This window comes from Nisaea acidiphila (assembly GCF_024662015.1).
GTDB lineage: Bacteria > Pseudomonadota > Alphaproteobacteria > Thalassobaculales > Thalassobaculaceae > Nisaea > Nisaea acidiphila.
In genome coordinates, this window is sequence record NZ_CP102480.1 from 90,723 (window position 1) to 116,387 (window position 25,665).

A 25,665-nucleotide genomic window follows, 5' to 3' on the forward strand; every position below is an offset into this window, starting at 1 on the left:
GCAAGATTCGCTTTGGCCCTCTCCAACCAGCCTTCCTTCTGGAACAGCGATCGTTCGGGTCATATTGCGGCACCATGGCTGTAATCGTCCCGAATCAATCGGTTAGGCACCTCAGCCCCGAGCCTCCAATCGATAAATCTTTCCTGCCCCCTCCGCCCTCTTCCTGTAACGGCTGGCGCGTAAATCGTGTCTTTGCGCGTTTACCGCTTTTAGCGCCTTCCCTCAGTCATTAAGGTGCCGCCATCATGAGCGCCCAATCGCGAAAACCGACTGCCGTCACTCCGCCCGCAGCCGACCTGCCGCCCATCGAGCGTCTGCGCCGGGTCATGGCTGCGTTGCGCGACCCCGAGAGTGGATGCCCCTGGGACATCGAACAGACGTTCGAAACCATCGCCCCCTACACGATCGAGGAAGCTTACGAAGTTGCGGATGCGATCGCGCAAGGCGACATGCCGCACCTGGAAGAGGAACTCGGCGATCTCCTGCTGCAGGTGATCTATTACACCCAGATGGGCAGCGAGGCCGGGCATTTCGATTTCGACAGCGTGGCCGAGGGCATCGCGGAAAAGATGATCCGGCGCCATCCGCATGTCTTCGGCACCGACGATGTCGCGGACTCCGAAGCGCAAACCCGAAACTGGGAAGCGCAGAAAGCCGAAGAGCGTGCCCGCAAGGCTGCTGAGACCGGAATGCGCCCCAGCTCACTCGACGGCATACCCGCCTCTTTCCCTGCACTAATGCGGGCCGTCAAACTGCAGAAGCGCGCCGCGCGCGTCGGGTTCGACTGGCCGGCCGCCGAGCAGGTGCTGGACAAGCTCGACGAGGAGATCGGCGAGGTCCGCGCGGAAATGCGGCCCAACCCGTCCGAGCAGGATATGGACCGTCTCGAGGACGAACTCGGCGACCTGCTCTTCGTCTGCGTCAATCTCGCACGCAAGCTCGGAGTCGATCCGGAAAGCGCATTACGCCGCTGCAATCGGAAGTTCGAAACCCGCTTTCGTGCTGTCGAAACGATGATGCAGGACGAGCACGGCAAATCCATGGAAGAGTCGGACCTCGACGAGATGGAAGCGCTCTGGCAGCGCGCCAAGCAATCCGAGAAATCCTGAAATCACTTTAAGAGCGAGCGGCAACACCTTGCCCGGACTCATTTCCCAGAGGAAAACAGCAAATGGCGAAGACAGTATTCATCACCGGCGCCACCTCCGGTTTCGGCGAAGCGGCGGCACGTCGCTTTGCCGCCGAGGGTTGGCAGACCATCATCGCCGGCCGCAGGGCGGAGCGGCTGGAGAAACTCAAGGGCGAGCTGCCGACGCCGAGCCATACGATCACGCTCGACGTGCAGGACAAGGCTGCCGTCGACGCAGCTGTCGCGGGTATCCCGGACAGCTTCAAACCGGTCGACGTCCTGGTGAACAATGCCGGCCTCGCGCTCGGCCTCGAAGGCGCCGACGAAGTGGCGATCGAGGACTGGGAAACCATGATCGATACCAATATCAAGGGCCTGCTCTATTGCACGCGCGCCCTGCTCCCGCACATGGTCTCGGCCGGTAGCGGGCATGTCATCAATCTCGGCTCCGTTGCCGGCAACTGGCCCTATCCGGGCGGCAACGTCTACGGCGCCACCAAGGCCTTCGTGAAGCAGTTCACGCTCAACCTTCGCGCCGACCTTGTCGGCAAGAACATCCGCGCGACGGATATCGAGCCGGGCCTGGCCAATACCGAGTTTTCCGCCGTCCGTTTCAAGGGCGATACCGACAAGGCCGACGACGTCTATAGCGGTGTGGACCCTCTCAAAGCCGAGGATATCGCAGACGCCATTTTCTGGGCGGCCTCGCGTCCCGCAAACGTCAACATCAACCGGATCGAGATGATGGCGGGTTGCCAAGCCTTCTCGCCTTTCAATATTGTGCGGAAATAGGCGCGGCAGAGGGCCGCGCATGCAAGGAGATCCGCTATGGCGGTACGCATTTTCATCGACGGAGAAGCCGGGACCACGGGCCTGCAGATCCGCGAGCGGCTGATGGGCCGGGACGATGTCTCGCTGATCAGCCTCGGCGCGGAGGAACGCAAGGATACCGACGCCCGACGCCGTGCGCTGAACGAGGCGGATCTCTCCATCCTCTGCCTGCCCGACGCGGCAGCCGTCGAAGCCATATCTATGATCGAGAACCCCGAGACCAAGGTGATCGACGCCTCGACCGCGCACCGTGTGGCCGATGGCTGGGTCTACGGTTTCCCGGAAATGACGGAGGGCCACGAGAACGCCGTTCGGCACGCCCGCTTCGTAGGCAATCCGGGCTGCTATCCAACCGGCGCCATCGGCCTGATCCGGCCGCTGGTGGAGAACGCGTTGCTGCCGGCCACCTATCCAGTCACCGTGAATGCGATCTCCGGCTATTCGGGCGGCGGTAAGAACCTGATCCAGTCCATGGAAGACAGCTCAGCGGATGATCACATCTCCTCCGCGGTGTTCGCCTACGGACTGCAGTTGCAGCACAAGCATCTTCCCGAGATGCAGCAATATTCCATGCTGGAGCATGTGCCGATTTTCCAGCCGAGCGTCGGACGCTACTACAAAGGCATGGCGGTCTACGTGCCGCTGCATCTCTGGGCGCTTCCCGGCGGCGTCGGGGCGGCACGAATCCATCAGTGTCTCAGCGATCACTATAGCGGGCACCTGTTCGCCGAGGTCGCGCCACTGGAACAGTCAAGCGCCCTGCTCCGGCTCGATCCGGAGGAGATGAACGACACCAACACGATCCGCTTCCACGTCTTTGCCAATGAGAAGAGCGGGCAATGCGTGCTCGCGGCCACACTGGACAATCTCGGCAAGGGAGCGTCCGGGGCCGCGGTGCAGAATATGAACTTGATGCTGGGACTGGAAGAAGGGCTCGGCCTCAACTTCGAGCGTGCGGCCTGATCGCAAGGTTCGGAGTAATGCGCCGGGCGGACGGGTCGCCCGCCCGGTGTCCAAGAATTTCGCGGATAGCCGGCCGGACATTCGCGTAACCGGGAGCTTTCCAGCCAACGCCACTTGCTGAAACAGGACGCCGGATCATGCGTAACATCCTCCTCCTGCTCGCAGTTCTTCTGCCGTTTGCCTCAATGTCGCCCGCTCTGGGCCAGACGCCGGGACAGACCGGCACCTCAGACATCGACCCCTTGTTGGAACATGCCCTCACGCGCTGGACGGGCGATCTCGACGGCATTCTGGAGCGCGGATTCATCCGCGTCGCAACAGCGAACAGTCCGATGTATTTCCGGGCCGACGGCGCGACGGAAGGCGGTCTCGCCGTCGAGTTCCAGCATATTTTCGAGACATACCTGAACAATCATTACAAGAAGCAGCGCAAACGCCGATCCTATGCCGTGGTCCTGATGCCGATGGCCCGGGACAAGATTATCCCTGCCGTTCTCAACGGTGTCGCCGATATCGCGATCGCCAACCTCACCATCACGCCGGAGCGCAGAAAGGAGGTCTCCTTCACGATCCCGACGCGGAAGAATGTCCGCGAACTGGTCGTCGCGGGGCCCTCCGGCGCCGGCGTAAAAAGCTTCGACGATCTCGCCGCGACGCCAATTCATGTCCGCCGTTCAAGCAGCTATTTCGAGCATCTATCTGCACTGAACACGAAGCGGAAGGCCGCCGGCAAACCGGAAATCGAAGTGCGCGAGATCGACGACAAACTAGAGGATTTCGATATTCTCGAGCTGGTCAATTCGGAAGTCATCGCGGCGACCGTGGTCGACGATCACAAGGCCGAGATCTATGCCGAGGTTCTCGACGGATTGCGCGTCATCCCGGAACTCGCCGTCCACGAAGGCGGTGAGATTGCCTGGGCAGTCCGTCCGGACAACCCGGACCTTCTCAAAGCGATGAACGCATTTGCGAAAACCGTGAGGAAAGGCTCACTGACCGGAAACATTCTGATCAAACGGTTCTTCAACAAGGAAACTCTCGTCGAGAATGTGGGCACGGATACCGCCGTCAAACGCTTCGAGGAAACCGTCGATATTATCCGCAACTACGCAGGGCTCTACGAATTCGACTGGCTGATGATCACCGCGCAGGGCTATCAGGAATCCCGGCTGGACCAATCAAAGAAAAGCCATGTGGGGGCGATCGGAATTATGCAGGTGATGCCTCGGACCGCGCGCGATCCTGTCGTCGGCATTCCGAATATCGAAATAGCGGACGCCAATGTTCACGCGGGCGTCAAATATCTCCGGCACCTCTTCGATCACTATTTCGACGATCCTGAAATCTCCGACCTCGATCGCGTGCTGTTCTCTTTCGCCGCTTACAATGCCGGGCCCGGCAACATTGCAAAGTCTCGGCGTAAGGCGGCCAAGATGGGGCTCGACCCCAACGTCTGGTTCGACAATGTGGAAATCGCCACGGCGCGGAGCGTCAGCCGCGAACCCGTGATCTACGTACGGAATATTTACAAGTATTTCGTTTCCTACAAATTCCTGCAGGTCGCGCACCGATCGAAAGCAGGGCCCGCCAACAGTCAATAGAGGCCACTGAAGCGGCGATGGCAGATCAGGGCCAGAGCCGGTCCCTTAGATCGTCCCAAGACGGCTCATCGGGGGCAAGCAGCAGGCCGCCGTCCAGCTGATGCGGAATATAAGGCATCTTGTTGAAACGGGCATGGAACCCGCCCGCTTCCTCGTGCAGCAAGGTCCCGGCCACGTGATCCCAGGGCATGTTCTTCGGATACATTGCGAAATGGGCCGCGCCGGTAAGCAGGGTCAGATATTCGTGACCGGCGCAGCCGTACCGGAAATGCTCCCCGACGGCGGTTTTCGCGCGTTCCTTCATCTCCTCCTTCAGAGGCGAGGAAAGAAACCGGAAATTCAGAGCGCCACGCATCTCGATGCAGGGGCGGCCTCCCAGAACGGATAACCGCTCTTCCCGTCCGCCGTTGTAAACCATCCACGCCCCGCTTCCGCGCGACGCGACCGCACAGCGTTCGCCGAGCGGGTCGAGAATGCAGCCCAGTATGGATTGCCGGCGGTGAAGCAAGGCAACCATGACGCAGAATTTGCGGTCGCCCCGCGCGAAGTTCCGCGTCCCGTCGACCGGATCGACGATCCAGACCGGCGCGTCCTCGGTCAGTGCATTTAGAACCAGATTATCGGCCGATACCGCTTCCTCTCCGACGACGTAGGATCCTGGCAGGAGATCTTTCAGCAGCGGCGTCATGCGCCGTTCGGACTCGATATCTGCAATCGTCACGAGATCGTCGGGGCCGGTCTTTTCCTGGATTTCCCCGCTCTGAAGCGATCTGTAGCGCGGTAAAATCACAGAATTCGCGGTCTCCCGCATGATCCCAATGACGGCGGATGGATCTGGGTATCTGTTCATCAGTGCCTATGGTGGAATGCCGACGAGCGTCGAATCAAAGAAGCCACAGACTAGCCTCATCCGTAATGCTTGTAAGTGTGCTTCCGCACGTTATTGGAATCACGCGTTAAATCGCGCTTCGAACCGCTCGGCGTCGACTGGCGTCATGCGAACTTTCATGAGGATCTCGGAATCCAGATCCTGCCTGTCCACGACCTGACCATGCTCATAAAGCCAGGCGAGCGCGGCCCCGTCCGTCACGTCCAGCTCAAAAGTCCGCGTCACGTCACCTGCCCCAAGCATCTCGTCCAGAAGCGTGAGGACATCCTTGCAACCGGTTCCGTCGAGCGCCGATACAGCGATCTTGCGCATTTTGCCGCCGGCGAGCGCTTCGTGGCGCTCCAGAGGTTCCAGCAGATCGATCTTGTTCAGAACCTCGACCGTATGTTCCTCAAGCTTTTCCTCTTCCAATCCGAGATCGCGCAGCACGGAGAGCACGTCCCTGCGCTGCGCTTCGCTATCCGGATGCGAGTAATCGCGAACATGAAGGAGGATATCCGCCTCGCGGACCTCCTCCAGGGTCGCCCGGAAGGCGGCGACCAGATGGGTCGGAAGATCGGAAATAAAACCGACCGTGTCGGACAGGATGATCGTGCGTCCCGACGGCAAATCGAGCCGGCGCATGGTCGGGTCGAGAGTCGCGAACAGCAGATCCTTCGCGAACACCTCGGACTCGGTCAGCCGGTTGAACAGCGTCGATTTTCCGGCGTTCGTATAACCGACCAGCGCGACGATCGGATAGGGCACCTTGCGGCGCGAATCCCGGTGCAGCTCGCGCGTCCGCTTCACGTCCTCGAGTTCCTTGCGGATCCGGGAGATCCGCTCGCCGATCAGCCGCCGGTCGATTTCAAGCTGACTTTCGCCCGGGCCGCCGACGAAACCGAGTCCCCCACGCTGGCGTTCAAGGTGTGTCCAGGACCGCACCAGCCGGCTGCGTTGAAAAGTCAGCGCGGCGAGTTCGACCTGCAGGCGCCCTTCATGCGTCCGGGCACGCGCCCCGAAGATCTCAAGGATCAGTGCGGTCCGGTCGATGACCTTGCATTCGAGCGCTTTCTCTAGGTTGCGCTGCTGCACCGGAGAGAGGGACGCATCGACGATGGCGACCTCGATCTCCATCGCCTTTACCGTGCCCGCGAGGCGCTCGACCGCTCCCCCGCCGATATAGGTCGAAGGGCGGACACGATTGAGCGAGACGACCTCGCTGTGAACGACGTCGAGCTCAATCGCTGCCGTAAGGCCGACCGCTTCGGCAAGGCGCGACTCCGGGTCCCGCGTCGCCGCAGGATCGTTTGCCGGTCCTTGTTTCTCGAAAGGGTGGACAACAAGTGCCCGACCGCTCTTTGCATCCGGCGTGCTAGTCATGCACGCCCCGCTCTCTCAAGCTCAACTGCCCTCTTCTTCCCGTGCCGGCTCAAACAATTGAACGGGCTGGGACGGCATAATCGTTGAGATCGCGTGCTTGTAGACCAACTGGGAATGCGCATCACGTCGCAGCAGCAGCGAGAAATTGTCAAACCAGGTCACGATGCCCTGGAGTTTCACGCCATTGATGAGAAAGATGGTGACTGCGGTCTTGTTCTTCCGGATCGTGTTGAGAAACACTTCCTGAACGTTTTGATTCTTATCGTTGGCCATTTGCACGGACCTTTTGTTCGTTGCCTATCAAGCGTGTGCCGGAACAAGCTTGGCACCGCCACTCATCTCGCAAATGCGAGATGAGTATCCTCTTTATATAACTATTTCCCTGCCCAACTCAATCGGTCAGCGCACGCCTCATTTCGTCGCAATCAGCGAAATGAAAGGCGGGAGGCCATTTTTCAAGGTCGGCTTCCGAAATCGGATCGTCTCCGATCAGGACAGCGGTACAGCCGCTCTCGATCCCGCACTGGAGATCTACGAGCGAATCTCCGACGAACCAGACCCTCTCGCCTGCCGAGTGGCCCGAATCCATAAGCGCCAAATCGACCGGCTCCCGGGCCGGCTTGTCTTTCTTCGCATCGGTCGCACCGACGATACGGTGGAAATATCCGGACCAGCCGAGTACTTCCGCCTCTGCCCTCAGAAAATCGCCGTTCTTGTTGCTGACGACCCCCAGAAGCATGGAACGGTCCCGCAATGCCGACAGCAAGTCCTCCGCGCCGGCCAGCGCCTGAAGCGCGCTCAGATGGCGTTCCTCGAAAGCCTTGTAGAAAACGTCCCGCGCCTCTTCCCAGCGCGCGCCGAAAATCGTCGGAAAATTATCCCGCATCGAACGCTTCGCTCGCGCCCGCATTTCGGTCTCGGTCCAGGACGGCAGATCGAAGGCATTAAGCGCGGCGTTCATCGCCGCCGTCACGCCCGGCCAGTTGTCGACCAATGTGCTGTCCCAATCGAACAGAATGGCGTTAGGTCTCGCGCTCATGACGATCAGAAGAAATCGAGCCGAACGGCGAACAGCTTCTCGACCTTCTTCACAACCTCGTAGGTCGCGAACAAAATTACGCGGTCCTGGGCCTGGATCACCGTATCGCCCCGTGGCACCAGAACGCTCTCTCCGCGATAAATGGCGCCGACGATAACGCCGGCCGGCAGCTTGGCGTCCCGAAGCTTGCTCCCGACGAGTTGAGAGGTCTCCAGCGCTTCCGCCTCAATGACTTCGCCGAAGTCCCCGCGCAGGGAGTAGACACCGCGGATCCGTCCTCGACGGACATGCTGCAGGATTGTCGAAACGGTGATCGCCCGCGGATTCACCACGGCGTCGACGCCAAGGGTGGAAATCAGCGAGGCGTATGTGCCTTTGTTGATCAGCGCGACCGTGCGGTCGGCCCCGGCGCGTTTCGCCAGCAGCGAGCCGATAATATTCACTTCCTCGTCGTTGGACACTGCAACGAAGGTTTCCGTCTGCGCGACGTTGGCTTCCTCAAGGATCTCGATGTCGAGCGCATCGCCGTTGAGCACCATCGTATGATCTAGAGTCTGCGCAACGAGTTTCGCGCGCTCGCGGTCGAACTCGATCACCTTCACGCTTACGCCGGAGTGTTTGGACTCGATTTCCTCCGCCAGCATCAGGCCGATATTGCCTCCGCCGGCGATAATGACGCTGCGCCCCTCCTCCTCTTCGTGCCCGAAGGCCGCCATCGCGCGCGTGAGGTGGTCGGCATCGCAGACGAAATAGACGTCGTCGCCAGGCAGCATGTGATCATCCGGTTTCGGCACGATGCCGCGATCGTCCCGGATGATCCCGACGACCACGATGTTGAGATCGGCAAATAGGCTCGTAAGCTGGCGCAACGGCGTGTTGACGATCGGGCAATCCTCGTCGCACCGGACGCCGACCACTCGGACGGCTCCATCCGCCATGGGCACCACATCGAACGCGCCGGGAACCTGGAGCCGCCGGCCGATCGCCTTCGCCACCTCTCGCTCCGGCGAGATGATGTGATCGATCGGCATATTCTCGCGACTGAAGAGATCCGCCCAGATCGGCTGCAGATAGTCCTGCTGGCGGATCCGTGCGACGCGGGACGGCACGTTGAAGAGCGAATGTGCGACCTGACAGGCCACCATATTGACCTCGTCGGAATAGGTCACGGCGATCAGCATGTCGGCGTCACGCGTCCCCGCATCCTCGAGAATCGTGGGCAGCGAGGCGAGACCGTGGACACCTCGTACATCAAGCGTCTCGGTGATCTTCCGGATCAGGACCGCATCCTGATCGATCACGGTCACGTCGTTGTTTTCGCCCGCAAGATGCTGGGCAATGCTGGTGCCGACCTGACCGGCCCCGCAAATGACGACTTTCATTCTGCGATCCTGTTCCCAGAAGGATTAGGCGGAGCGTTCGGCACTGACCCCGAGTGACTTCAGCTTGCGGTGCAGCGCTGAGCGCTCCATCCCGACGAAGTTCGCCGTCCGCGAGATATTGCCGCCAAAACGATTGACCTGTGCAAGCAGATATTCGCGCTCGAACATCTCGCGCGCCTCCCGGAGCGGCATGCCCATGATCTCGACACCCTTGTCGAAATTGAGACTCACCGGCGCCGCAGAGCCGATTTCCGGCGGCAGCATATCGGACTTCACCGGGTCGCTTGCCGCCCCCGGTGCCATGATCAGCAGCCAGTCAATCACGTTACGCAACTGACGGACATTGCCCGGCCAGTCATAGGACTGCAAAGCGGCAATCGCATCTTCGGCCAGCATCCGGTGCGGCATGCCGGAGCTGCGCGCCGACCGTTCGATGAAATGCTGGCTCAACATCGGGATGTCCTCCCGGCGCTGCGAGAGTGCGGGCACCGAGATCGGAACCACGTTCAAACGGTAATAGAGATCCTCGCGGAACCGGCCGGTCGAGATTTCCTGCTGCAGATCACGGTTGGTCGAGGCGATCACCCGCACATCGACGGCAACCTCCCGCTCGCCCCCGACGCGGCGGAACCTTTGTTCCTGCAGTACCCGGACGATCTTGCCCTGAGTCTCCTTCGGCATGTCGGCGACCTCGTCGAGGAACAGTGTCCCCTTATGGGCCTGCTCAAGCATGCCGACACTGCGCCCGCTGTCCTCGCCGTCGCCGTCCCAGCGCTCGGCTCCGAACAGCTCAATCTCCAGGCGTTCCGGACTGAGAGTGGCACAGTTCAGGACCGTAAACGGACCTTCGGCGCGCGCCGACTTCGTGTGGATCATCCGGGCAACGACTTCCTTGCCGGCGCCCGCCGGTCCAGTGATCAACACCCGGCTGTTGGTCGGCGCGACCTTCTCGATCGCCTGTACTACCTGCGCAATTCCCGTGGAATTGCCGATCAGCTGGTCGTCCGTATCAGTCCGCGCCTTCAACTCGGCCACTTCGCGCTTCAGCCGCGCGGCCTCAAGCGCCCGACCGATCTGCAGCAGCAGACGCTCGGTCTCGAATGGTTTCTCGATAAAGTCGTAGGCACCTGTCTTGATCGCCGAAACCGCAGTCTCGATCGTACCGTGCCCGCTGATCATGATCACCGGCACTTCCGGATGCGCAGTCCCGACCCGCTCGAGAATACCGAGGCCGTCGAGCGCGCTGTTTTCCAGCCAGATGTCCAGAATGACCAGTCCCGGACGCCGCGTGTCTATCGCCTCAAGCGCTTCGTCACTGTTGGCGGCCTGGCGGGTTTCGTAGCCTTCGTCCTCGAGGATACCCGCAAGCAGCGTGCGGATGTCGGCCTCGTCATCTACGATCAGAATATCATGCGCCATGAGAACTCAGCCCGGGAACGCTTTCGTCTGATTGTGATTTGTCATCATTGTCCTGCGCTTCGGCAGTGTCGCGGAAAGTAAGCCGCACACGGGTACCGCCTTCCTCGCGATCCATGAGCGATATCGACCCTGAATGATCTTCCATGATTCTTTTGACAATTGCCAGACCGAGACCCGTGCCTTTTTCGCGTGTCGTGACATAAGGCTCCGTGAGGCGTTCACGATCCTTGTCCGGCAGCCCCCGCCCCGTATCGTCGACATCGACAATGACCCGGTTTTCGTCGCGCTGAACCGAAACGGATACGCGGTGCCTCGGAGCGTCCGCCGCACGCTTCCCGTCGCTCTCCACCATCTGAATTGCATCGATCGCGTTCTGCAACAAGTTAGTCAAAACCTGTCTCATTTGCCTCTGATCGCACTCAAGTTCGATCGGCTCCGGACCGTCATCGAAATCAAATGCGATCCCGGACTGCGCCGAGCGCTGAAGAACCACCTGCTCCCGGATCAGATCGATCAGGTTTTCCTTCCGCATGACCGGGGCCGGCATCCGCGCGAAGGCGGAAAACTCGTCGACCATCCGGCCAATATCCCCTACTTGTCTCACGATTGTGTTCGTGCATTCAACAAAAGTCTCAGGATCCGCCTCTATCTGTTTCAGATACTTACGTTTCAGGCGCTCAGCCGAGAGCTGGATCGGGGTCAGGGGATTCTTGATCTCGTGCGCGATACGCCGCGCCACGTCGGCCCAGGCCGCCATGCGCTGCGCCGACAAGAGCTCGGAGATATCGTCGAACGTGAGCACATAGCCTGAAACCTTGCCATCCGCGACTTCCGCCTTGATGCGCGCGAGGAGCGTAATCTTCCGCGTCCCCCTGTTGATCTCGATCTGCTTTTCCGATTGCCGGAACGGATTGCGCCTCGCTTGCTCCAGTAGATCCGACATCTCCGGAATCTGCTCTTCAAGCGATTGCCCCACCAGAGAATCCGTATTCACGCCGAGCAACCCCGCCGCGGAACGGTTCGGCAGATTGATTCGCGCCTCTGTATCGAGGCCGATGACGCCTGCGGAAACCCCGCCGAGGACCGTCTCGGTAAACCGCCGGCGAGCATCGATCTGCCGATTCGCGCTCATCAGCTCGCTGCGCTGCATTTCGAGCTGACGCGTCATCCGGTTGAAGGCGCGGGCGAGCAACCCCATCTCGTCCGCCTCGACAGGTCCGGAGACCCGTGCGGAGAGATCACCAGCGCTGATTCGCTCCGCCGCCCCGATAAGATCGCTGATGGGATGCACCATTCGGGTCGCGAGATTGAGACCGATCCAGACCGCCGCGAGCAGCAGAAGAAGGGCCACCATCGCGAAGATCATGATGAACGAGACCTGAATGTCGAAGCGCCGCCCTTCGAGTTCCGTGAACTGGTCGACGGCTTCCTTGGTGCGAACAATATAGCTGATGATATCGGCATCGACGAAGCGGCCGACGAAGAGATAGGCATCGACGAACCTGTCGAGACGCATCAAGGCCCGGAGCCGGTCTTCGGAATCCGTCGTAAGCACCACGACTTCTCCGAGCTGAGCCTGGGACATTGCCGATTCCGGCGGAGGTTCGTAATCGAAAGAAAGCGCGAGATTCGTCCGTGCGAGCACCCGTCCCGTATTGTCGAAAACGACCGCCTCGGTCAGGTTGCGAAGCGCCGCCTGAGCGCGCAGAACCTGGCTGAAACGCTGTGGATTGTTCACCAGAAACGGCGCTTCCCGGTTTATATCGTTGGCCATGGCGAGCACATCGCCACGGATCACCTGACGGTGTTCCTCCAGATACCGTTCCGCGACCGCGACGGATCCCGTGACTGCGGTCGAAACCCGTTCGCTGAACCAGGAGCGAATCCCGAAATCGAACATCACCAGCGAAAAGACAGAGACAAGGATGGTCGGCGCCACGGTAAGTACCGAGAACATGATCACGAGCCGGACATGCAACCGCGATCCGGCAAGTCCCTGCCGCCGCTCGACCCAGAGACGCGCCATCCGCCATGCGACGAGCACGCCGAGGAGGAGGAGGAGCGAGAAATCGAGATAGAGGATCGCGAGGACGACGTCAGGATCCGGGCCGGCCGGTCCGGCCTGAGTGAAAACGCCGTACGTTCCAAGCCCCGCCAGAATCGCAAGCCCGGCGAGCACATAGGCCGCTTTCCGCTCGAACCCGACACGCTGGGCCCAGAGCCGGAACCGGCGGGTGAAACTGGCAAAGCGCCCGGCCGAGCCGGACGGTGCTGTCTCGGGAGTGTGGGCCTCGGTACTGGCTTCGGCCGGCATGCCTCACCTGCTGGTGCAAAATCGGATAAAGAGTTCTAACTCAATCGGCTGGCCGGTGCACGAGCTCTGAAGTCCGGGGCTTAGCGCGCGCCCCGCACGACGGGAATGCCGAGATCGCGAATCTTCTTGCGCAGCGTGTTCCGGTTCAGACCGAGCATGGAAGCGGCCTTGAGCTGGTTGCCTTTGGTCGCATCAAGCGACAGCAGGATCAACGGCCGCTCCACTTCGCGCAGGATCCGGTCATGCAAACCGGCGGGCGGCAGATTATCGCCGTGGGCGGCAAAATAGGTCCGCAAATGGCGCTCGACCGCATCCGAGAGGTTCTCGCTCCTGTCACCCGCCTCCTCACCCGCTCCCGCAGGCGTATCGGCCAGCTCCTGCTCGATGGCGGCGGCGCCGATCACTTCTTCCGAATAGAGCGCAACCAGACGCTTCACGAGGTTTTCCAGCTCGCGGATATTGCCGGGCCAGTTATAGGCAGTGAGCCGCTGCATGGCCGCGCCGTCGATGGTTTTTTCCGGCAGGCCTTCCTTCTGCGCCAGCATCAGGAAATGGCGCGCCAGATCCGGAATGTCCTCCTTGCGCTCGCGCAGCGGCGGCAACCGAAGCGGAACGACATTGAGGCGGTAAAACAAATCCTCGCGGAACATGCCCTGACGGATCAGTTGGCGGAGATCGCGGTGGGTCGCAGCAACGATACGGACATCCGCCTGGATCGCCGAGCGGCCGCCGACAGTGGTGTACTCGCCTTCCTGCAGCACACGCAGCAAACGCGTCTGGGCCTCGATCGGCATATCGCCGATCTCATCGAGGAAGAGCGTGCCGCCCCGCGCCTGTTCGAAACGGCCGCTTGAACGCGTGGTCGCCCCGGTGAACGCGCCTTTTTCGTGCCCGAACAGTTCGCTCTCGATCAACTCGCGCGGGATCGCCGCCATGTTCACGGCGACGAACGGCCCTTCGCGGCGCTTGCCGTAATCGTGCAGCGCACGCGCTACCAACTCCTTGCCGGTCCCGGACTCGCCCGCGATCATCACCGTCAGGTCCGTACCCATCAGGCGCGCGAGAACGCGATAGATTTCCTGCATCGCCGGGGAACGGCCGATGAGCGGCAGCTCCTCCTCCGAGACTTCCGCTTCCTTGACGGTCGGCACTGCGCCTTCCGCGCGCGCCATCAGCGCCTTGCGCACCACCTGCACCAGTTCGGCGAGATCGAACGGTTTCGGCAGATATTCGAAGGCACCGCGCTCGCTCGCCTTGACCGCGGTCAGAAGTGTGTTCTGTGCGCTCATCACGATGACCCGTAGGTCCGGGCGCACCTTGCGGATACGCGAGAGCAGATCGAGACCGTTTTCGTCGGGCATGACGACATCGGTGATTACCAGATCACCCTCGCCCCTCTCGACCCATTGCCACAGGTTTGCGGCGTTTCCGGTGGAGCGGACATCCATACCGATCCGGGTCAGAGCCTGCGTCAGTACGGTACGGATCGCCTGATCGTCATCAGCGATCAGGATGGAAGCGCTGTCCATTGTCATGCCAGTGCGTAAGTCTCGGAAATATCCGCGATCGGCAGCGAGAGCCGGAACTCGGTTCGCCGCGGCTGGGAGTCCACTTCGATTACCCCGCCATGATCGGCCACAGCCTTGGCCACAAAGGCCAGCCCAAGGCCGGAACCGTTGCGCTTGGAGGTTACGAAGGGATCGAAGATTGTGGCTTTCATATCGTCCGGAATACCCGGGCCGCTGTCGCGGATGGTCACCTGCAGAGGCAGATTGACCCGCCGGGCCGATCCCGGAACCGAGATCCGCATGCCGTGGCGGTAGGCCGTCGACATGTGGATCTCTCCGTCCGCGTCGCCGATCGCCTCGGCGGCATTCTTCAGAAGGTTCACGAAAATCTGCACCAGGATGTCCCTGTTTCCAAGCACCGGCGGCAGGGACGGATCGTAACGCTCATGGTACCTGATACGGCTGCCGAAGCCGGATTCCGCGATCTTCTGACAGTGATCCAGCACTTCATGGATATTCACCGGGCTGCGCTCGATCGGACGATCGTCGGTGAAAACCTCCATACGGTCGACGAGCCCGCATATCCGGTCCGTCTCGTCGCAGATCAGCTTGGTGAGAGGGCGGTCGGCCTCGATCGCGTTTTGCTCGAGCAATTGCGCCGCGCCCTTGATCCCCGAAAGCGGATTCTTGACCTCGTGCGCCAACATCGCGGCCATTGCCGTGACGGAACGCGCCGCCCCCTTAAAGTTGAGCTGGCGGTAGAGCTGGTTCGCGATCGAGCGCATCTGCAGGGAAAGCACGACAGCGCCCGGGCGGTCCGTGAGCGGCGAGACCTGTACGCTCACAATGTTCGAGCCGATCCGCGGGCCTTCCAGGATCAAGTCGTAATCGAACAGGACCGAAGATTGCCTCCGGCATTGCTCGACCATGCTGAAGACCGGGCTGTCCGGCGGCAACAGGTCCGATAGCGGCGTGCCGTCCAGAACAGCGGCGCTACCTTGCAGGAAATGCTCGGCCGCCATGTTCACATAGACGATGCAGTTCCGCTCATCGAGCCCGATGACCGGCGTCGGAACGGCATGCAGCACGCCAGTCGGATCGATTGCCGCCGGAGACGCAGTGACGGAACGCGGCTCCGGATTGATGACCATGCTCATGCCGCCTGCCTCTCGAGCGCCGTACCGAAGAACCTCACAATCGCCTGCTCGACGATCTGACGGTCCATGGTGTTGTTGACGATCTTGCGGAACTCCGCGGAACCGGAAATGCCGGCCGCGTACCAACCGATATGTTTACGCGCCAGCTTCAGACCGAGGTGTTCCCCGTAATGAGACAGCATCCCGGCAAGATGGCGCTGCAAGATCTCGGCCCGCTCTTCGATTGTCGGATCTGCCGGCGCGGCCCTGCCGGCAAGATGCGCCGCGACCTGGCCCGGGAACCACGGACGTCCGTAAGCGCCGCGCCCGATCATCACACCGTCGGCGCCGGATTGCGCGAGGCAGTTGTCGGCGTCTTCCAGGCTGTTGATGTCGCCATTGGCAACGATCGGCAGCGCGACGGCGTCCTTGACCGCGCGGATGAAGCGCCAGTCGGCCGTGCCCTTGTACATCTGGCTGCGCGTGCGCCCATGCACCGTGATCAGGCGGATACCCGCCTCCTCCGCGATCTTCGCGAGGCGTGGCGCGTTGCGGTCGGTCTCATCCCATCCGGTACGCATCTTCAGGGTCACAGGAACCGGTACCGCCTTCACGACGGCCTCCATGATCCGGCCCGCCAGTACTTCGTCGCGCATCAGGGCGGAGCCGGCGAGCTTGTTGACGACCTTTTTCACCGGACAGCCCATATTAATGTCGATGATCTCGGCCCCCCGATCGACATTGAAGCGGGCGGCCTCGGCCATGATCCCAGGATCCCAGCCGGCGAGCTGAACCGCGAGCGGACGCTCCAGATCCATATCCTGCGGGATCTTGAACATCTCCTCGCGTTCCGCCCTGAGGACGGCGGCGCTCGCTATCATTTCGGAAACCACCAGACCAACACCGAATTCACGCACGAGACGCCTAAACGGCCGGTCGGTCACCCCGGACATGGGGGCGAGAAATACCGGGCTCTCGAGAGCGATATCGCCAATCCTGATGGTCATTAACTGTGCACCTGCGAAGCTTTGCTCAGGAATTAAGCAACTGCTCGCAAAATTGTCAAAATAGGAATTTGTTCAGCTATAGGGAAATTCCGCCGGTCAGGCGAGAATTTCGGCCACGAACTTGACGCCGGGATAGGCAAGCGTCAGTAACAAATATGCAACAAGAACCAGTCTGGAGACAGTTCGGCCACGCATTCCGAACCGGCTATGCACGATCCAGAGCCCGGCGAGCACCAGAAAAGTCACGACCGACAGCACCGTCTTGTGGTCGAACTTGAGCACATGGCCCGACCGGTATAGCTGAAGAGCGATCCCCGTCGCGAGCCCGCCAAACAGCACGATGACGGCGCCGCCCAAAAGCTGGTCCTGCAGCCGCTCGCAATCCGCCACGGAGGGGAGAACGGCGGCTATTCCGGAGGACATCTGCTTCCTCTTGAGCGCCCGCTCCTTCAAGAAAATCGCAAGCGCGGTGATCGCCGCCAGCGTCAGCAACGCATAGGTCGCGAGCGCGATGGCGATATGGGCGGAGAACCAGCCGCCCGGCAGATGCTCCGAGAGCGCGACCGCCGGTTCGACCGCACCCGCCAGGGTGGCGCCCAGCGCCATCAGAAACAGGTACGGCACCAGCAGCGCGGTCAGTCCGCGTGCGGCGGGCCGGATCAGGCAGAGCGGCAGAAAGACCAGCAAACTTGCGGAAACCGCCAGCCAAAGGGCCATCGCGAGGTCGGACCGCCAGCTCGCACCGAGCGAGATCACGACATAAAGCAGAGGCCCCGCCGTCGCCACAGCAAGCAATGCCCAGAACAGCCCGCCCGTTCGCGCCGGCGCGCGGAGCGAGAACAGGCCGACCGGTAGCAGCGCCAAAAGGGCCGAGAGGTTCAAGAGCAAAGACATTGGCATGTCACCACTATATCATGCCGCCCGCTCAGAAGTGCCAGAGCAAATTGAGGTGATCCGTGCCCCGGTCAAAGACCGCTCTCCTGATCGTCGCCGCCGGCCGCGGAACCCGGCTCGGCAGCGAGATTCCGAAACAATATCTGAAACTTGCCGGCGTTCCTGTATTGCGGCACGCGCTGGATAGGTTCCGCGCTCATCCGGAAATCGGGACGATCCGCGTCGTCATCGATCCGGCGCACCGGGCGCTTTACGAGGCAGCGGTCGCCGGACTGGACCTGCGGCCTCCTGTCGAGGGCGGTGCGGAGCGCGGACAATCCGTGATGAATGGCCTTCGGGCGCTTGTCGAAGACGCACCCGAACAGGTGCTGGTACATGACGCGGCGCGCCCCTTCGTCGCCGGCAGCGTCATAGACCGGGTGCTCGCCGCGCTCGACGAGGCCCCGGGAGCAATCCCCGCCCTCCCCGTCGCGGACACTTTGAAGCGTGCCGCCGCGCTGGACGGGCCGGTCGAAGGCACGGAGGACCGAAACCGGCTGTTCCGTGCCCAGACGCCGCAGGGCTTTCACTTCAAGACCCTGCTTGAAGCACATGAAAAGACTCAAAAATCGACGACCGACGATGCGGCCCTCCTGGAAGAACTCGGACTTGACGTACGACTGGTCGAGGGCGACGAAACCCTCTTCAAGATCACGACGGAGGATGATTTGACGCGCGCGGAACAAATGGCGGGAACCGAGATGGAGCCGCGGATGGGGACCGGCTTCGACGTTCACCGGCTCGGCCCCGGCGAGTCGATCATGCTCTGCGGCATCGAGATCGCGCACGACCGAACCCTGATCGGCCATTCCGACGCCGATGTCGGCCTGCACGCGATCACCGACGCTCTGCTCGGCGCCATCGCCGACGGCGATATCGGGAGCCACTTCCCGCCGAGCGATCCGCAATGGAAAGGCGCAGCATCCGACCGGTTTCTCGCCCATGCCCGCGATCTGGTACTCGGGCGCGGCGGACGGATCACCCATATCGACGTCACGCTGATCTGCGAACGCCCCAAAGTCGGCCCGCATCGCCCCGCGATGCGCACGCGGATCGCCGAGATACTGGGACTATCCGAGGGGCGGGTAAGCGTGAAGGCCACGACCTCCGAGAAGCTCGGTTTTACCGGCCGCGGCGAAGGTATCGCCGCGCAGGCAGCCGCGACGGTGCTCCTGCCTGCGGAAGCACCGTGACCGCACCGCTGCCTCTCCTGCACCCGGCGCGCATCGCCGCGACCTTCTTCTGGGTCGGGCATGCGCCCGTCGCACCCGGCACATGGGGCTCCCTTGCCGCCGTTCCCTTCGCTTGGGCGATGCTTGCCTTCGGCGGCTGGAAACTGCTGGCAGGCGGCGTCATCGTTGTGACACTGATCGGGTTCTGGTCGTCCGGGACCTATTCCAAGGCACTCGGGTGGAAGGATCCGGGGGAAGTCGTCATCGACGAGGTCGCCGGGCAATGGCTCGCCCTGCTCCCGGCGGCGCTCGATCCGGTCAGTTTCGCCATAGGCTTCGCCGCCTTCCGCATTTTCGACATCACCAAGCCATTTCCCGCGGGCTGGGCCGACTCGAAACTGGACGGAGCGGCCGGTATCATGGTCGATGACCTCTTCGCTGGCGTCTATGCCGCGCTAATGGTCCTCGCCTACCAGCATTTCGTCTGAAGGATCCGCGCCCATGGACAATTTCGATACAGAGATCCGCGCGAGCGCGACCCAGGTGCTCAACGCTTGCCGCAAGCGAGGCTGGAAAGCGGCGACGGCGGAAAGCTGCACCGGCGGCCTGATTGCGGGGGCACTGACCGAGATCGCCGGATCGTCGGACGTGGTCGATCGCGGCTTCGTCACATATTCCAACGAAGCCAAGATGGGGATGCTCGACGTCCCTGAACAGACGCTCGCCACGCATGGCGCGGTTTCGGAACCGACCGCACGCGCCATGGCCGAAGGCGCGCTCGCCAACTCCCTCGCCGACGTCACGGTGGCCGTCACTGGTGTCGCGGGTCCCGGCGGCGGATCCGTGGAGAAACCGGTCGGCCTCGTACATTTCGCCGCGGCGACCAACGGGAAAACGATCTCGGATCACAGGGTTTTCGATGGAGACCGCGGCAGTGTCCGCCACCAGACGGTACTGCATGCGCTCGGGATGCTCCGCGCCCTGGCCGAGGGCTGACCTCAGCTCAGACAGGCCAGGAACGCATCGATATCCGCTTCCAGTTCCTCGATGGCCTCGAGGCCCACGCTGAAGCGGACGAACAGGTCCTCCCCCACGACAGGCGCAACCGTCCGCGCTTTCCCAATCGACATCGGCGCGACAAGACTGCGTGTCCCGCCCCACGAAGCCCCGATAGCGAACGTTCTCAACGCCCCCAACGCCCCGTCCAGCCCGGCCGACTTGCCATCCGCGAGCACCACGGTGAAGACTCCGGCCGCGCCGGTAAAATCCCGTTTCCAGAGCGCGTGGCCCGGGTTGCTTTCCAAAGGCGGCCAATAGACCTCGGCAATCGCCGGGTGGGCCTGCAAACGGCCTATCAGGCGGCGTGCGCCCGCTTCCGCATGGGCGAAACGAAGCGCCATGGTCTCCATCCCGCGCAGCACCAGGGCCGCGTCGTCCGGCGACACGCCAATCCCCGTGCGCCCCATGAAGGCCCGGACCTTCAATGCGACCTCCTCGTCGGCGAAAGACATGGCGCCCATCAGAATGTCGGAATGGCCCGAGGCGTATTTGGTGAGCGCTTCGGAAACGATATCGACACCGAATGCATGCGCCTTGAAGGCCAGCGCCGTCGCCCAGGTATTGTCGCAGCCGACGAGTGCCCCAGCCGCGTGCGCGATCTCGACGATGGCCGGGATGTCCTGAACTTCCATGGTGGTTGAACCCGGCGACTCGCACCAGACCAGTTTCGTCTCCGGACGTATCCGGCGCTTCAGGTCGTCGAGTGAGAGCGGGTCATAATAATCGACACCGACCCCAAAGCGCTTCAAATCATCGTCGGCATGGGTGCGCATGGGCGGATAGGACGTGTCCGCGATCAGAATGTGATCACCGGCGGAAAGCAGCGCCATCGCAGCGACCGCGTTGGAGGCCTGGCCGGACGGCACCAGCAGTGTCCTTGCCGCGCCAGAAAGTGCCTGGAGTTTCGCTTCGAGCTGACGCGTTGTCGGGGTTCCGTAGAGCCCATAGGTATAGCCGTCCGGCCCGCGCTCACCCCGCGTTGCGTATTCCTCAGCATCGGCGAAAACAATGGTCGACGCCCTGTGGACAGCCGGCGCCAGACTCTTGAACCTCGCTTCTTTGACCCCCGGGGTCAGCACGCATTTCGTCTCGTCTTTCATCGCCCGCTCCAGCATTTACCGGAAGCGAACCTAGACGGCCACAACATGGAAGGCGAAGGAATTTAATCGTCCTTCGCTTCAACGATTTTGTACCGGAAACGGCATCGCCATTGCGCATTCGAAACGAATAACGAAAAGCAACTCACAATGCGGTTTCGCGCCTGCTTTTTCAGTTTCTCGCTTCTTTCCCGATACTTACTCGGCTAAAGACGAACCTGAACCATAAAGTTCGTATGCGCGGCTCTCAAAGGCTGCGACCATGCGCCGGACAGCCTCATTGAAGAAGACTTCAATGATTTTTTGCAGCATGCGCGACTTGAATTCGAAGTCGACATAGAAGTCGATCATGCAACCGTGGTCATGCGCCTCGAAGACCCAGTGGTTGTTCAGGTATTTAAAGGGACCGTCGGCATACTCGACATCGATCCGGTTGCGCTCCGGGCTCAATGTGACTTTCGAGGTGAAGCGCTCTCGGATCATTTTGTAGCCGATGATCAGATCGGCGACGATCAGATTGCCTTCCCGCTTGCGAATCCTGGCGCCCACGCACCACGGCAGAAATTCCGGGTAACGCTGGACGTCTGCTACGAGGTCGAAGAGTTGCTGCGGGCTGAAGGGAACAGCCCGTTTCTCGGCATGGGTAGGCATGAAGACGCCTTAGCACATGTCAGTCGGAGGCCGATACCGCCATTTGCGCGAGATCGGTGAGCGTTAGGTCCTTTCGCACGACGCCGCGCTCAACACCGACCCTGCGATCCCGTTCAGCCCGCATCCGGGCGAAATCCTCGTCGGCATGATAAGAAGAACGGGTCAGGGGTGACGACGCCACCATCAGGAACCCCTTGCCATAGGCGATGGTCTTGTAGGCCTCAAACTCGTCGGGAGTGACGAAACGGTCGACGATCGCGTGCTTCGGCGTCGGCTGGAGGTACTGGCCGAGCGTGATGAAATCGACATCCGCCGAGCGCATGTCGTCCATCACCTGATAGATCTCTTCCTTCGTCTCGCCAAGCCCCACCATCAGACCGGACTTGGTGAAGATTGTCGGATCGAGCTCCTTCGCCCGGTCAAGGATCTTAAGCGAGTGGAAATAGCGCGCACCCGGGCGAATCCCTGGATAGAGCCGCGGCACGGTTTCAAGATTGTGGTTGAAGACGTCCGGCCGTGCGTCCACGACGATTTCCAGCGCGCCTTCCTTGCGCATAAAGTCCGGCGTCAGCACCTCGATGGTTGTCTCGGGCGACATCAACCGGATCTTCCGGATCACCTGGGCGAAATGCCCTGCCCCGCCATCGTCGAGATCGTCCCGGTCGACCGAGGTAATCACGACATGCCGCAGGCCCATCTTCGCAACGGCTTCCGCCACCTCGTCCGGCTCGTGCGGATCGAGCTTGTCCGGCCGACCGGTCGCGACGTTGCAGAAGGCGCAGGCCCGTGTGCAGACCGAGCCGAGGATCATCATCGTCGCGTGCTTCTTTGACCAGCACTCGCCGATATTCGGACAGGCCGCTTCCTCGCAGACCGTGACCAGCTTGTGATCGCGCATGAGCTGGCGAGTCTCGAGATAGGTCTTCGAGGTCGGCGCCTTCACACGGATCCAGGACGGCTTGCGCTTCACCTCGTTGTCGGGGCGGTGCGCCTTTTCCGGATGCCGGGCGGCGCCGAGGCGCGGCGCCTTGCTCTGCTCAGTGCTCATTGCAGCTCTCTTTCGCGCGCCCAGAGTACCTGCTCGATGGTGACGCGGTCAAAATAGTCGCCCTCGGAGATGATCTCCTCCGCCGTCTCGATGACGGCGTCGGCCTTCTTACGGTTCTTGCCGCCGTCCGGACCATCGAGCGGGAAGTCCACCTTGATGACCAGCTCTTGCGCAACATCGCCTTCGGCTTCCGCGCTGCTCCGGACCAGAATGGCCGTTACGCCATCCAACGCCTTGATACGCTTGAGATCCAGATCCATTCGCTCATACCCGCCATGCGCGGCCTTAAGACGGCCGCTATTCGTCAGAAGTGGATCGCGCGCCCGTAGGCGTCAAGAACGGACTCGTGCATCATCTCGCTCAGCGTGGGGTGCGGGAAGACCGTATGCATCAGCTCGGCCTCCGTCGTCTCCAGCGTCTTGGCAATGCTGTAGCCCTGGATCAGCTCGGTCACCTCGGCGCCGATCATGTGCGCGCCGAGCAACTCCCCGGTCTTGGCGTCGAACACGGTCTTCACGAGGCCTTCCGGCTCGCCGAGCGCGATCGCCTTGCCGTTGCCGATGAAGGGGAAGCGCCCGACCTTCACCTCGTAGCCGGCTTCCTTCGCCTTCGCCTCGGTCATGCCGACGCTGGCGACCTGCGGCTGGCAGTAGGTACAGCCCGGAATGCGCTTGGTGTCGAGCGGATGCACGTCCTTCAGGCCGGCGATCTTCTCGATGCAGATGATCGCCTCGTGGCTGGCCTTGTGCGCCAGCCAGGGCGCACCCGCGATATCGCCGATGGCATAGACGCCGGGCTCGCCGGTGCGGCACCATTCGTCGATCTCGATATGGGTGCGATCGACCTTCACCTTGGTATTCTCGAGACCGAGATCCTCGACATTGCCGACGATTCCGACGGCGGAGATCACCCGGTCGAAGGTCATCTCACTGGACTTACCGTCCTTCTCGACGGTCGCGGTCACATCCTTAGCGCCGCGCTTCAGCGACTTCACCGTCGCCTTGGACATGATCTTCATGCCCTTCTTGGTGAAAGCCTTCTCGGCGAAGGCTGAGATTTCCGCATCCTCGACCGGGAGGACGCGGTCCATCACCTCGACCACTGTAACGTCGGATCCGAGGCTGTTGAAAAAGCTCGCGAATTCGATCCCGATCGCGCCGGAGCCGATGACCAGAAGGCGTTTCGGCATGGTGTCGGCGACGAGTGCATGCTTGTAATTCCAGACCAGCTTGCCGTCGGCCTCGAGGCCCGGCAGATCGCGGGCGCGGGCGCCGGAGGCGAGGATGATGTGCTTGGCGGCGAGAGTCTGTTTCTTGCCCTTCTCGTCGATCTCCACCTTGCCTTTTCCGGCAAGCTTGGCATGCGCCATGAAGACTGTGACCTTGTTCTTCTTCAGCAGATGACCGACGCCCTGGTTGAGCTGCTTGGCGACCCCGCGGGAACGCTGCACCACTTTGTCGAGGTCGAAGCCGAAATTGCCCGCTGTGAGCCCGAAGCTCTCGGCATGCTTCATGTGGTCGTAGATCTCGGCCGAACGCAGCAGCGCCTTGGTCGGGATGCAGCCCCAGTTGAGGCAGATGCCGCCGAGATGCTCGCGCTCGACCAGCGCGGTCTTCATGCCGAGCTGGGCCGCGCGGATCGCGGCGACATAACCGCCCGGGCCGCCGCCGATCACAAGGATGTCGAACTGGGTATCAGCCATCTTTTTCCTCCGGTGCCGGCGCCCTCACCCGCGGGATCTCGGGGCCCAGCCAGTCATATCGCGCAATCGGGAAACGGGCGGCACAGCCGCCCGGCCCTCAAAGCAGCATGGTCAGCGGATCTTCGATCAGCTTCTTGAAGGCGGCGAGGAACTCGGCCCCGACGGCACCGTCCACAACACGGTGGTCGACCGAGAGCGTGCAGCTCATCACCGTGGCGACCGCGAGGGCACCATCCTTCACGACCGGGCGCTGTTCGCCCGCGCCGACGGCGAGGATCGCGCCCTGCGGCGGGTTGATCACAGCGGCGAAATCCTTGATCCCGAACATGCCGAGATTGGAAATCGAGAAGGTGCCGCCCTGGAATTCCTCGGGCATCAGCTTGCCTTCGCGGGCCCGGCCGGCCAGATCCTTCATCTCCCGGGAGATATCGAGCACGCCCTTGTTCTGCGCGCCCTTGATCACCGGGGTAATGAGACCGCCCTCGATCGCAACGGCGACGGAGATATCGACCGACTTGAAGACCCTGATCGCCTCGTCGGTCCAGCTCGCGTTCGCGGCCGGAACCTTCTTGAGCGCCTGAGCGGAGGCCTTGATGACGAGATCGTTCACCGAGACCTTTTCGCCGTCGAGCTTTCCGTTCAGCTGCTTGCGCACCTCGAGAAGCGCATCGATCTCGCAATCCACGGTGAGGTAGAAATGCGGCGCGAACTGCTTCGACTCCGTCAGGCGCTTGGCAATGACCTTACGCATGGAGGTGTTCGGAATTTCCTCGAACTCCGGCAGGCCCGGAACGTCGGCACTCGGCGGCGTGCCGAGCGACGGCGCGGCAGCCGGGGCAGCAGCGGCGGGTGCCTGCGTTGCGGCCGGAGCCGCTTTGCCGGTTCCGCCTGCAATCGCCTGTTCCACATCGTGTTTCACGATCCGGCCATTAGGGCCAGTGCCCGAAATCTGGCCGAGGTCCAGCCCGGCCTGCTCCGCCATCCGACGGGCGAGCGGGCTGGCGAAGACGCGGTCTCCGGAAGCTGCGGGCGCGGCCGGCGCAGGAGCTGCAGCAGGCGCGGCCGGAGCCGGTCCGGGTTCGGCTTTGGCCGGTTCCGCCTTTGCGGGTTCGGGCGCGGTTTTCGGCGCGGGCGCACCTCCTGCGACGGCATTAATATCGACACTGCCGGCGTCTTCACCCTCTTCCAGGATCACCGCGATCGGCCGGTTGACGGCGACATTGTCGGTCCCGGCGGCGACGATGATCTTGCCGAGGACACCTTCGTCGACGGCCTCGACCTCCATGGTCGCCTTGTCGGTTTCGATCTCGGCGATCACGTCGCCGGCGGAAATGGTATCGCCCTCCGCGACCAGCCAGGAGGCGAGTTTGCCTTCGGTCATGGTCGGCGACAGGGCCGGCATCAGAACGGGAATGGCCATGGC

At 62.0% G+C, this 25,665-nt stretch carries 24 protein-coding genes; 7 read left to right on the forward strand and 17 right to left on the reverse strand.

Going from position 1 to position 25,665, the window contains the following annotated elements:
• Nucleotides 1–245 precede the first annotated feature (245 nt).
• From mazG to NUH88_RS00455, 4 genes are all read left to right on the forward strand, one after another.
• Entirely contained in the window at nucleotides 246–1,109 is an 864-nt protein-coding gene (gene mazG, locus NUH88_RS00440) for a nucleoside triphosphate pyrophosphohydrolase (RefSeq protein ID WP_257769249.1), read from the forward strand.
• A gap of 62 nt (nucleotides 1,110–1,171) precedes the next feature.
• Nucleotides 1,172–1,921 carry an SDR family NAD(P)-dependent oxidoreductase gene (locus NUH88_RS00445; RefSeq protein WP_257769252.1) on the forward strand — a complete coding sequence of 250 codons (750 nt, stop codon included), beginning with the start codon at nucleotides 1,172–1,174 and terminating at the stop codon, nucleotides 1,919–1,921.
• A 36-nt stretch (nucleotides 1,922–1,957) separates the two neighbouring features.
• On the forward strand, nucleotides 1,958–2,923 hold the full coding sequence (gene argC / locus NUH88_RS00450) for an N-acetyl-gamma-glutamyl-phosphate reductase (RefSeq protein WP_257769253.1): 966 nt from the start codon (nucleotides 1,958–1,960) through the stop codon (nucleotides 2,921–2,923).
• A gap of 137 nt (nucleotides 2,924–3,060) precedes the next feature.
• Nucleotides 3,061–4,524, forward strand: a complete 1,464-nt coding sequence (locus NUH88_RS00455; protein ID WP_257769255.1) for an MltF family protein — start codon at nucleotides 3,061–3,063, stop codon at nucleotides 4,522–4,524.
• Nucleotides 4,525–4,549: 25 nt separating this feature from the next.
• Here the strand turns inward: NUH88_RS00455 and NUH88_RS00460 are convergent, their stop codons facing one another.
• The 11 genes from NUH88_RS00460 to NUH88_RS00510 all read right to left on the reverse strand — a co-directional run bounded on the left by NUH88_RS00460 (nucleotide 4,550) and on the right by NUH88_RS00510 (nucleotide 17,474).
• Nucleotides 4,550–5,314 carry an inositol monophosphatase family protein gene (locus NUH88_RS00460; RefSeq protein ID WP_257769256.1) on the reverse strand — a complete coding sequence of 255 codons (765 nt, stop codon included), beginning with the start codon at nucleotides 5,312–5,314 and terminating at the stop codon, nucleotides 4,550–4,552.
• A 159-nt stretch (nucleotides 5,315–5,473) separates the two neighbouring features.
• Complete coding sequence (gene hflX, locus NUH88_RS00465; RefSeq protein ID WP_257769257.1) at nucleotides 5,474–6,775, reverse strand: GTPase HflX; 1,302 nt, start codon at nucleotides 6,773–6,775, stop codon at nucleotides 5,474–5,476.
• A gap of 21 nt (nucleotides 6,776–6,796) precedes the next feature.
• On the reverse strand, nucleotides 6,797–7,048 hold the full coding sequence (hfq, locus tag NUH88_RS00470; protein WP_257769259.1) for an RNA chaperone Hfq: 252 nt from the start codon (nucleotides 7,046–7,048) through the stop codon (nucleotides 6,797–6,799).
• Nucleotides 7,049–7,166: 118 nt separating this feature from the next.
• A complete protein-coding gene (locus NUH88_RS00475) occupies nucleotides 7,167–7,814 on the reverse strand; it encodes an HAD family hydrolase (protein ID WP_257769261.1) in 648 nt (215 codons plus the stop codon).
• A gap of 5 nt (nucleotides 7,815–7,819) precedes the next feature.
• The gene (trkA, locus tag NUH88_RS00480) at nucleotides 7,820–9,196 is read right to left on the reverse strand and encodes a Trk system potassium transporter TrkA (protein ID WP_257769263.1); all 1,377 of its coding nucleotides are present in this window, start codon (nucleotides 9,194–9,196) and stop codon (nucleotides 7,820–7,822) included.
• Nucleotides 9,197–9,220: 24 nt separating this feature from the next.
• A complete protein-coding gene (ntrX, locus tag NUH88_RS00485; protein WP_257769266.1) occupies nucleotides 9,221–10,615 on the reverse strand; it encodes a nitrogen assimilation response regulator NtrX in 1,395 nt (464 codons plus the stop codon).
• Nucleotides 10,605–12,929, reverse strand: a complete 2,325-nt coding sequence (locus NUH88_RS00490) for a sensor histidine kinase NtrY-like (RefSeq protein WP_257769267.1) — start codon at nucleotides 12,927–12,929, stop codon at nucleotides 10,605–10,607. Before NUH88_RS00490 ends, ntrX begins: the two co-directional genes overlap by 11 nt.
• Before the next feature lie 80 nt (nucleotides 12,930–13,009).
• The gene (gene ntrC / locus NUH88_RS00495; RefSeq protein WP_257772297.1) at nucleotides 13,010–14,458 is read right to left on the reverse strand and encodes a nitrogen regulation protein NR(I); all 1,449 of its coding nucleotides are present in this window, start codon (nucleotides 14,456–14,458) and stop codon (nucleotides 13,010–13,012) included.
• Nucleotides 14,459–14,460: 2 nt separating this feature from the next.
• Nucleotides 14,461–15,594 (reverse strand): two-component system sensor histidine kinase NtrB, encoded by a 1,134-nt coding sequence (locus NUH88_RS00500; protein WP_257769269.1) that lies wholly within the window; start codon nucleotides 15,592–15,594, stop codon nucleotides 14,461–14,463.
• Nucleotides 15,591–16,580: a tRNA dihydrouridine synthase DusB gene (gene dusB / locus NUH88_RS00505; protein ID WP_257769271.1), complete on the reverse strand. Its 990-nt coding sequence runs from the start codon at nucleotides 16,578–16,580 to the stop codon at nucleotides 15,591–15,593. The genes NUH88_RS00500 and dusB overlap by 4 nt, the downstream gene beginning before the upstream one ends.
• Nucleotides 16,581–16,676: 96 nt before the next feature.
• Nucleotides 16,677–17,474 carry a cytochrome C assembly family protein gene (locus tag NUH88_RS00510; RefSeq protein ID WP_257769276.1) on the reverse strand — a complete coding sequence of 266 codons (798 nt, stop codon included), beginning with the start codon at nucleotides 17,472–17,474 and terminating at the stop codon, nucleotides 16,677–16,679.
• Nucleotides 17,475–17,536: 62 nt separating this feature from the next.
• Here NUH88_RS00510 and NUH88_RS00515 point away from each other — a divergent pair, with 62 nt between their 5' ends.
• Genes NUH88_RS00515 through NUH88_RS00525 form a run of 3 tightly spaced genes read left to right on the forward strand, consistent with a single transcriptional unit; the run spans nucleotide 17,537 to nucleotide 19,681 of the window.
• The gene (locus NUH88_RS00515; protein WP_257769283.1) at nucleotides 17,537–18,706 is read left to right on the forward strand and encodes a bifunctional 2-C-methyl-D-erythritol 4-phosphate cytidylyltransferase/2-C-methyl-D-erythritol 2,4-cyclodiphosphate synthase; all 1,170 of its coding nucleotides are present in this window, start codon (nucleotides 17,537–17,539) and stop codon (nucleotides 18,704–18,706) included.
• On the forward strand, nucleotides 18,703–19,173 hold the full coding sequence (locus NUH88_RS00520; protein WP_257769284.1) for a phosphatidylglycerophosphatase A family protein: 471 nt from the start codon (nucleotides 18,703–18,705) through the stop codon (nucleotides 19,171–19,173). Before NUH88_RS00515 ends, NUH88_RS00520 begins: the two co-directional genes overlap by 4 nt.
• Before the next feature lie 13 nt (nucleotides 19,174–19,186).
• Nucleotides 19,187–19,681, forward strand: coding sequence for a CinA family protein (locus tag NUH88_RS00525; RefSeq protein ID WP_257769285.1), 495 nt, complete (start codon nucleotides 19,187–19,189; stop codon nucleotides 19,679–19,681).
• A gap of 2 nt (nucleotides 19,682–19,683) precedes the next feature.
• Here NUH88_RS00525 and NUH88_RS00530 read toward each other — a convergent pair whose 3' ends face one another.
• From NUH88_RS00530 to NUH88_RS00555, 6 genes are all read right to left on the reverse strand, one after another.
• Nucleotides 19,684–20,844 (reverse strand): trans-sulfuration enzyme family protein, encoded by a 1,161-nt coding sequence (locus NUH88_RS00530; RefSeq protein WP_257769287.1) that lies wholly within the window; start codon nucleotides 20,842–20,844, stop codon nucleotides 19,684–19,686.
• A 195-nt stretch (nucleotides 20,845–21,039) separates the two neighbouring features.
• A complete protein-coding gene (locus NUH88_RS00535; protein ID WP_257769289.1) occupies nucleotides 21,040–21,492 on the reverse strand; it encodes a type II toxin-antitoxin system RatA family toxin in 453 nt (150 codons plus the stop codon).
• 19 nt (nucleotides 21,493–21,511) lie between these two features.
• Entirely contained in the window at nucleotides 21,512–22,540 is a 1,029-nt protein-coding gene (gene lipA / locus NUH88_RS00540) for a lipoyl synthase (RefSeq protein ID WP_257769294.1), read from the reverse strand.
• Nucleotides 22,537–22,800, reverse strand: coding sequence for a hypothetical protein (locus tag NUH88_RS00545; RefSeq protein WP_257769295.1), 264 nt, complete (start codon nucleotides 22,798–22,800; stop codon nucleotides 22,537–22,539). The genes lipA and NUH88_RS00545 overlap by 4 nt, the downstream gene beginning before the upstream one ends.
• Before the next feature lie 44 nt (nucleotides 22,801–22,844).
• Nucleotides 22,845–24,242, reverse strand: a complete 1,398-nt coding sequence (gene lpdA, locus NUH88_RS00550; RefSeq protein WP_257769296.1) for a dihydrolipoyl dehydrogenase — start codon at nucleotides 24,240–24,242, stop codon at nucleotides 22,845–22,847.
• A gap of 97 nt (nucleotides 24,243–24,339) precedes the next feature.
• Nucleotides 24,340–25,662: a pyruvate dehydrogenase complex dihydrolipoamide acetyltransferase gene (locus tag NUH88_RS00555; RefSeq protein ID WP_257769297.1), complete on the reverse strand. Its 1,323-nt coding sequence runs from the start codon at nucleotides 25,660–25,662 to the stop codon at nucleotides 24,340–24,342.
• Between the last annotated feature and the right edge of the window lie 3 nt (nucleotides 25,663–25,665).

Excerpts from the sequence above, each read along its gene's own strand:
- mazG (WP_257769249.1), top strand. The coding sequence starts at position 246 with ATGAGCGCCCAATCGCGAAAACCGACTGCCGTCACTCCGCCCGCAGCC.
- NUH88_RS00445 (WP_257769252.1), top strand. The coding sequence starts at position 1,172 with ATGGCGAAGACAGTATTCATCACCGGCGCCACCTCCGGTTTCGGCGAA.
- argC (WP_257769253.1), top strand. The coding sequence starts at position 1,958 with ATGGCGGTACGCATTTTCATCGACGGAGAAGCCGGGACCACGGGCCTG.
- NUH88_RS00455 (WP_257769255.1), top strand. The coding sequence starts at position 3,061 with ATGCGTAACATCCTCCTCCTGCTCGCAGTTCTTCTGCCGTTTGCCTCA.
- hflX (WP_257769257.1), bottom strand. The coding sequence starts at position 6,775 with ATGACTAGCACGCCGGATGCAAAGAGCGGTCGGGCACTTGTTGTCCAC.
- hfq (WP_257769259.1), bottom strand. The coding sequence starts at position 7,048 with ATGGCCAACGATAAGAATCAAAACGTTCAGGAAGTGTTTCTCAACACG.
- NUH88_RS00475 (WP_257769261.1), bottom strand. The coding sequence starts at position 7,814 with ATGAGCGCGAGACCTAACGCCATTCTGTTCGATTGGGACAGCACATTG.
- trkA (WP_257769263.1), bottom strand. The coding sequence starts at position 9,196 with ATGAAAGTCGTCATTTGCGGGGCCGGTCAGGTCGGCACCAGCATTGCC.
- ntrX (WP_257769266.1), bottom strand. The coding sequence starts at position 10,615 with ATGGCGCATGATATTCTGATCGTAGATGACGAGGCCGACATCCGCACG.
- NUH88_RS00490 (WP_257769267.1), bottom strand. The coding sequence starts at position 12,929 with ATGCCGGCCGAAGCCAGTACCGAGGCCCACACTCCCGAGACAGCACCG.
- ntrC (WP_257772297.1), bottom strand. The coding sequence starts at position 14,458 with ATGGACAGCGCTTCCATCCTGATCGCTGATGACGATCAGGCGATCCGT.
- NUH88_RS00500 (WP_257769269.1), bottom strand. The coding sequence starts at position 15,594 with ATGAGCATGGTCATCAATCCGGAGCCGCGTTCCGTCACTGCGTCTCCG.
- dusB (WP_257769271.1), bottom strand. The coding sequence starts at position 16,580 with ATGACCATCAGGATTGGCGATATCGCTCTCGAGAGCCCGGTATTTCTC.
- NUH88_RS00510 (WP_257769276.1), bottom strand. The coding sequence starts at position 17,474 with ATGTCTTTGCTCTTGAACCTCTCGGCCCTTTTGGCGCTGCTACCGGTC.
- NUH88_RS00525 (WP_257769285.1), top strand. The coding sequence starts at position 19,187 with ATGGACAATTTCGATACAGAGATCCGCGCGAGCGCGACCCAGGTGCTC.
- NUH88_RS00530 (WP_257769287.1), bottom strand. The coding sequence starts at position 20,844 with ATGAAAGACGAGACGAAATGCGTGCTGACCCCGGGGGTCAAAGAAGCG.
- NUH88_RS00535 (WP_257769289.1), bottom strand. The coding sequence starts at position 21,492 with ATGCCTACCCATGCCGAGAAACGGGCTGTTCCCTTCAGCCCGCAGCAA.
- lipA (WP_257769294.1), bottom strand. The coding sequence starts at position 22,540 with ATGAGCACTGAGCAGAGCAAGGCGCCGCGCCTCGGCGCCGCCCGGCAT.
- NUH88_RS00545 (WP_257769295.1), bottom strand. The coding sequence starts at position 22,800 with ATGGATCTGGATCTCAAGCGTATCAAGGCGTTGGATGGCGTAACGGCC.
- lpdA (WP_257769296.1), bottom strand. The coding sequence starts at position 24,242 with ATGGCTGATACCCAGTTCGACATCCTTGTGATCGGCGGCGGCCCGGGC.
- NUH88_RS00555 (WP_257769297.1), bottom strand. The coding sequence starts at position 25,662 with ATGGCCATTCCCGTTCTGATGCCGGCCCTGTCGCCGACCATGACCGAA.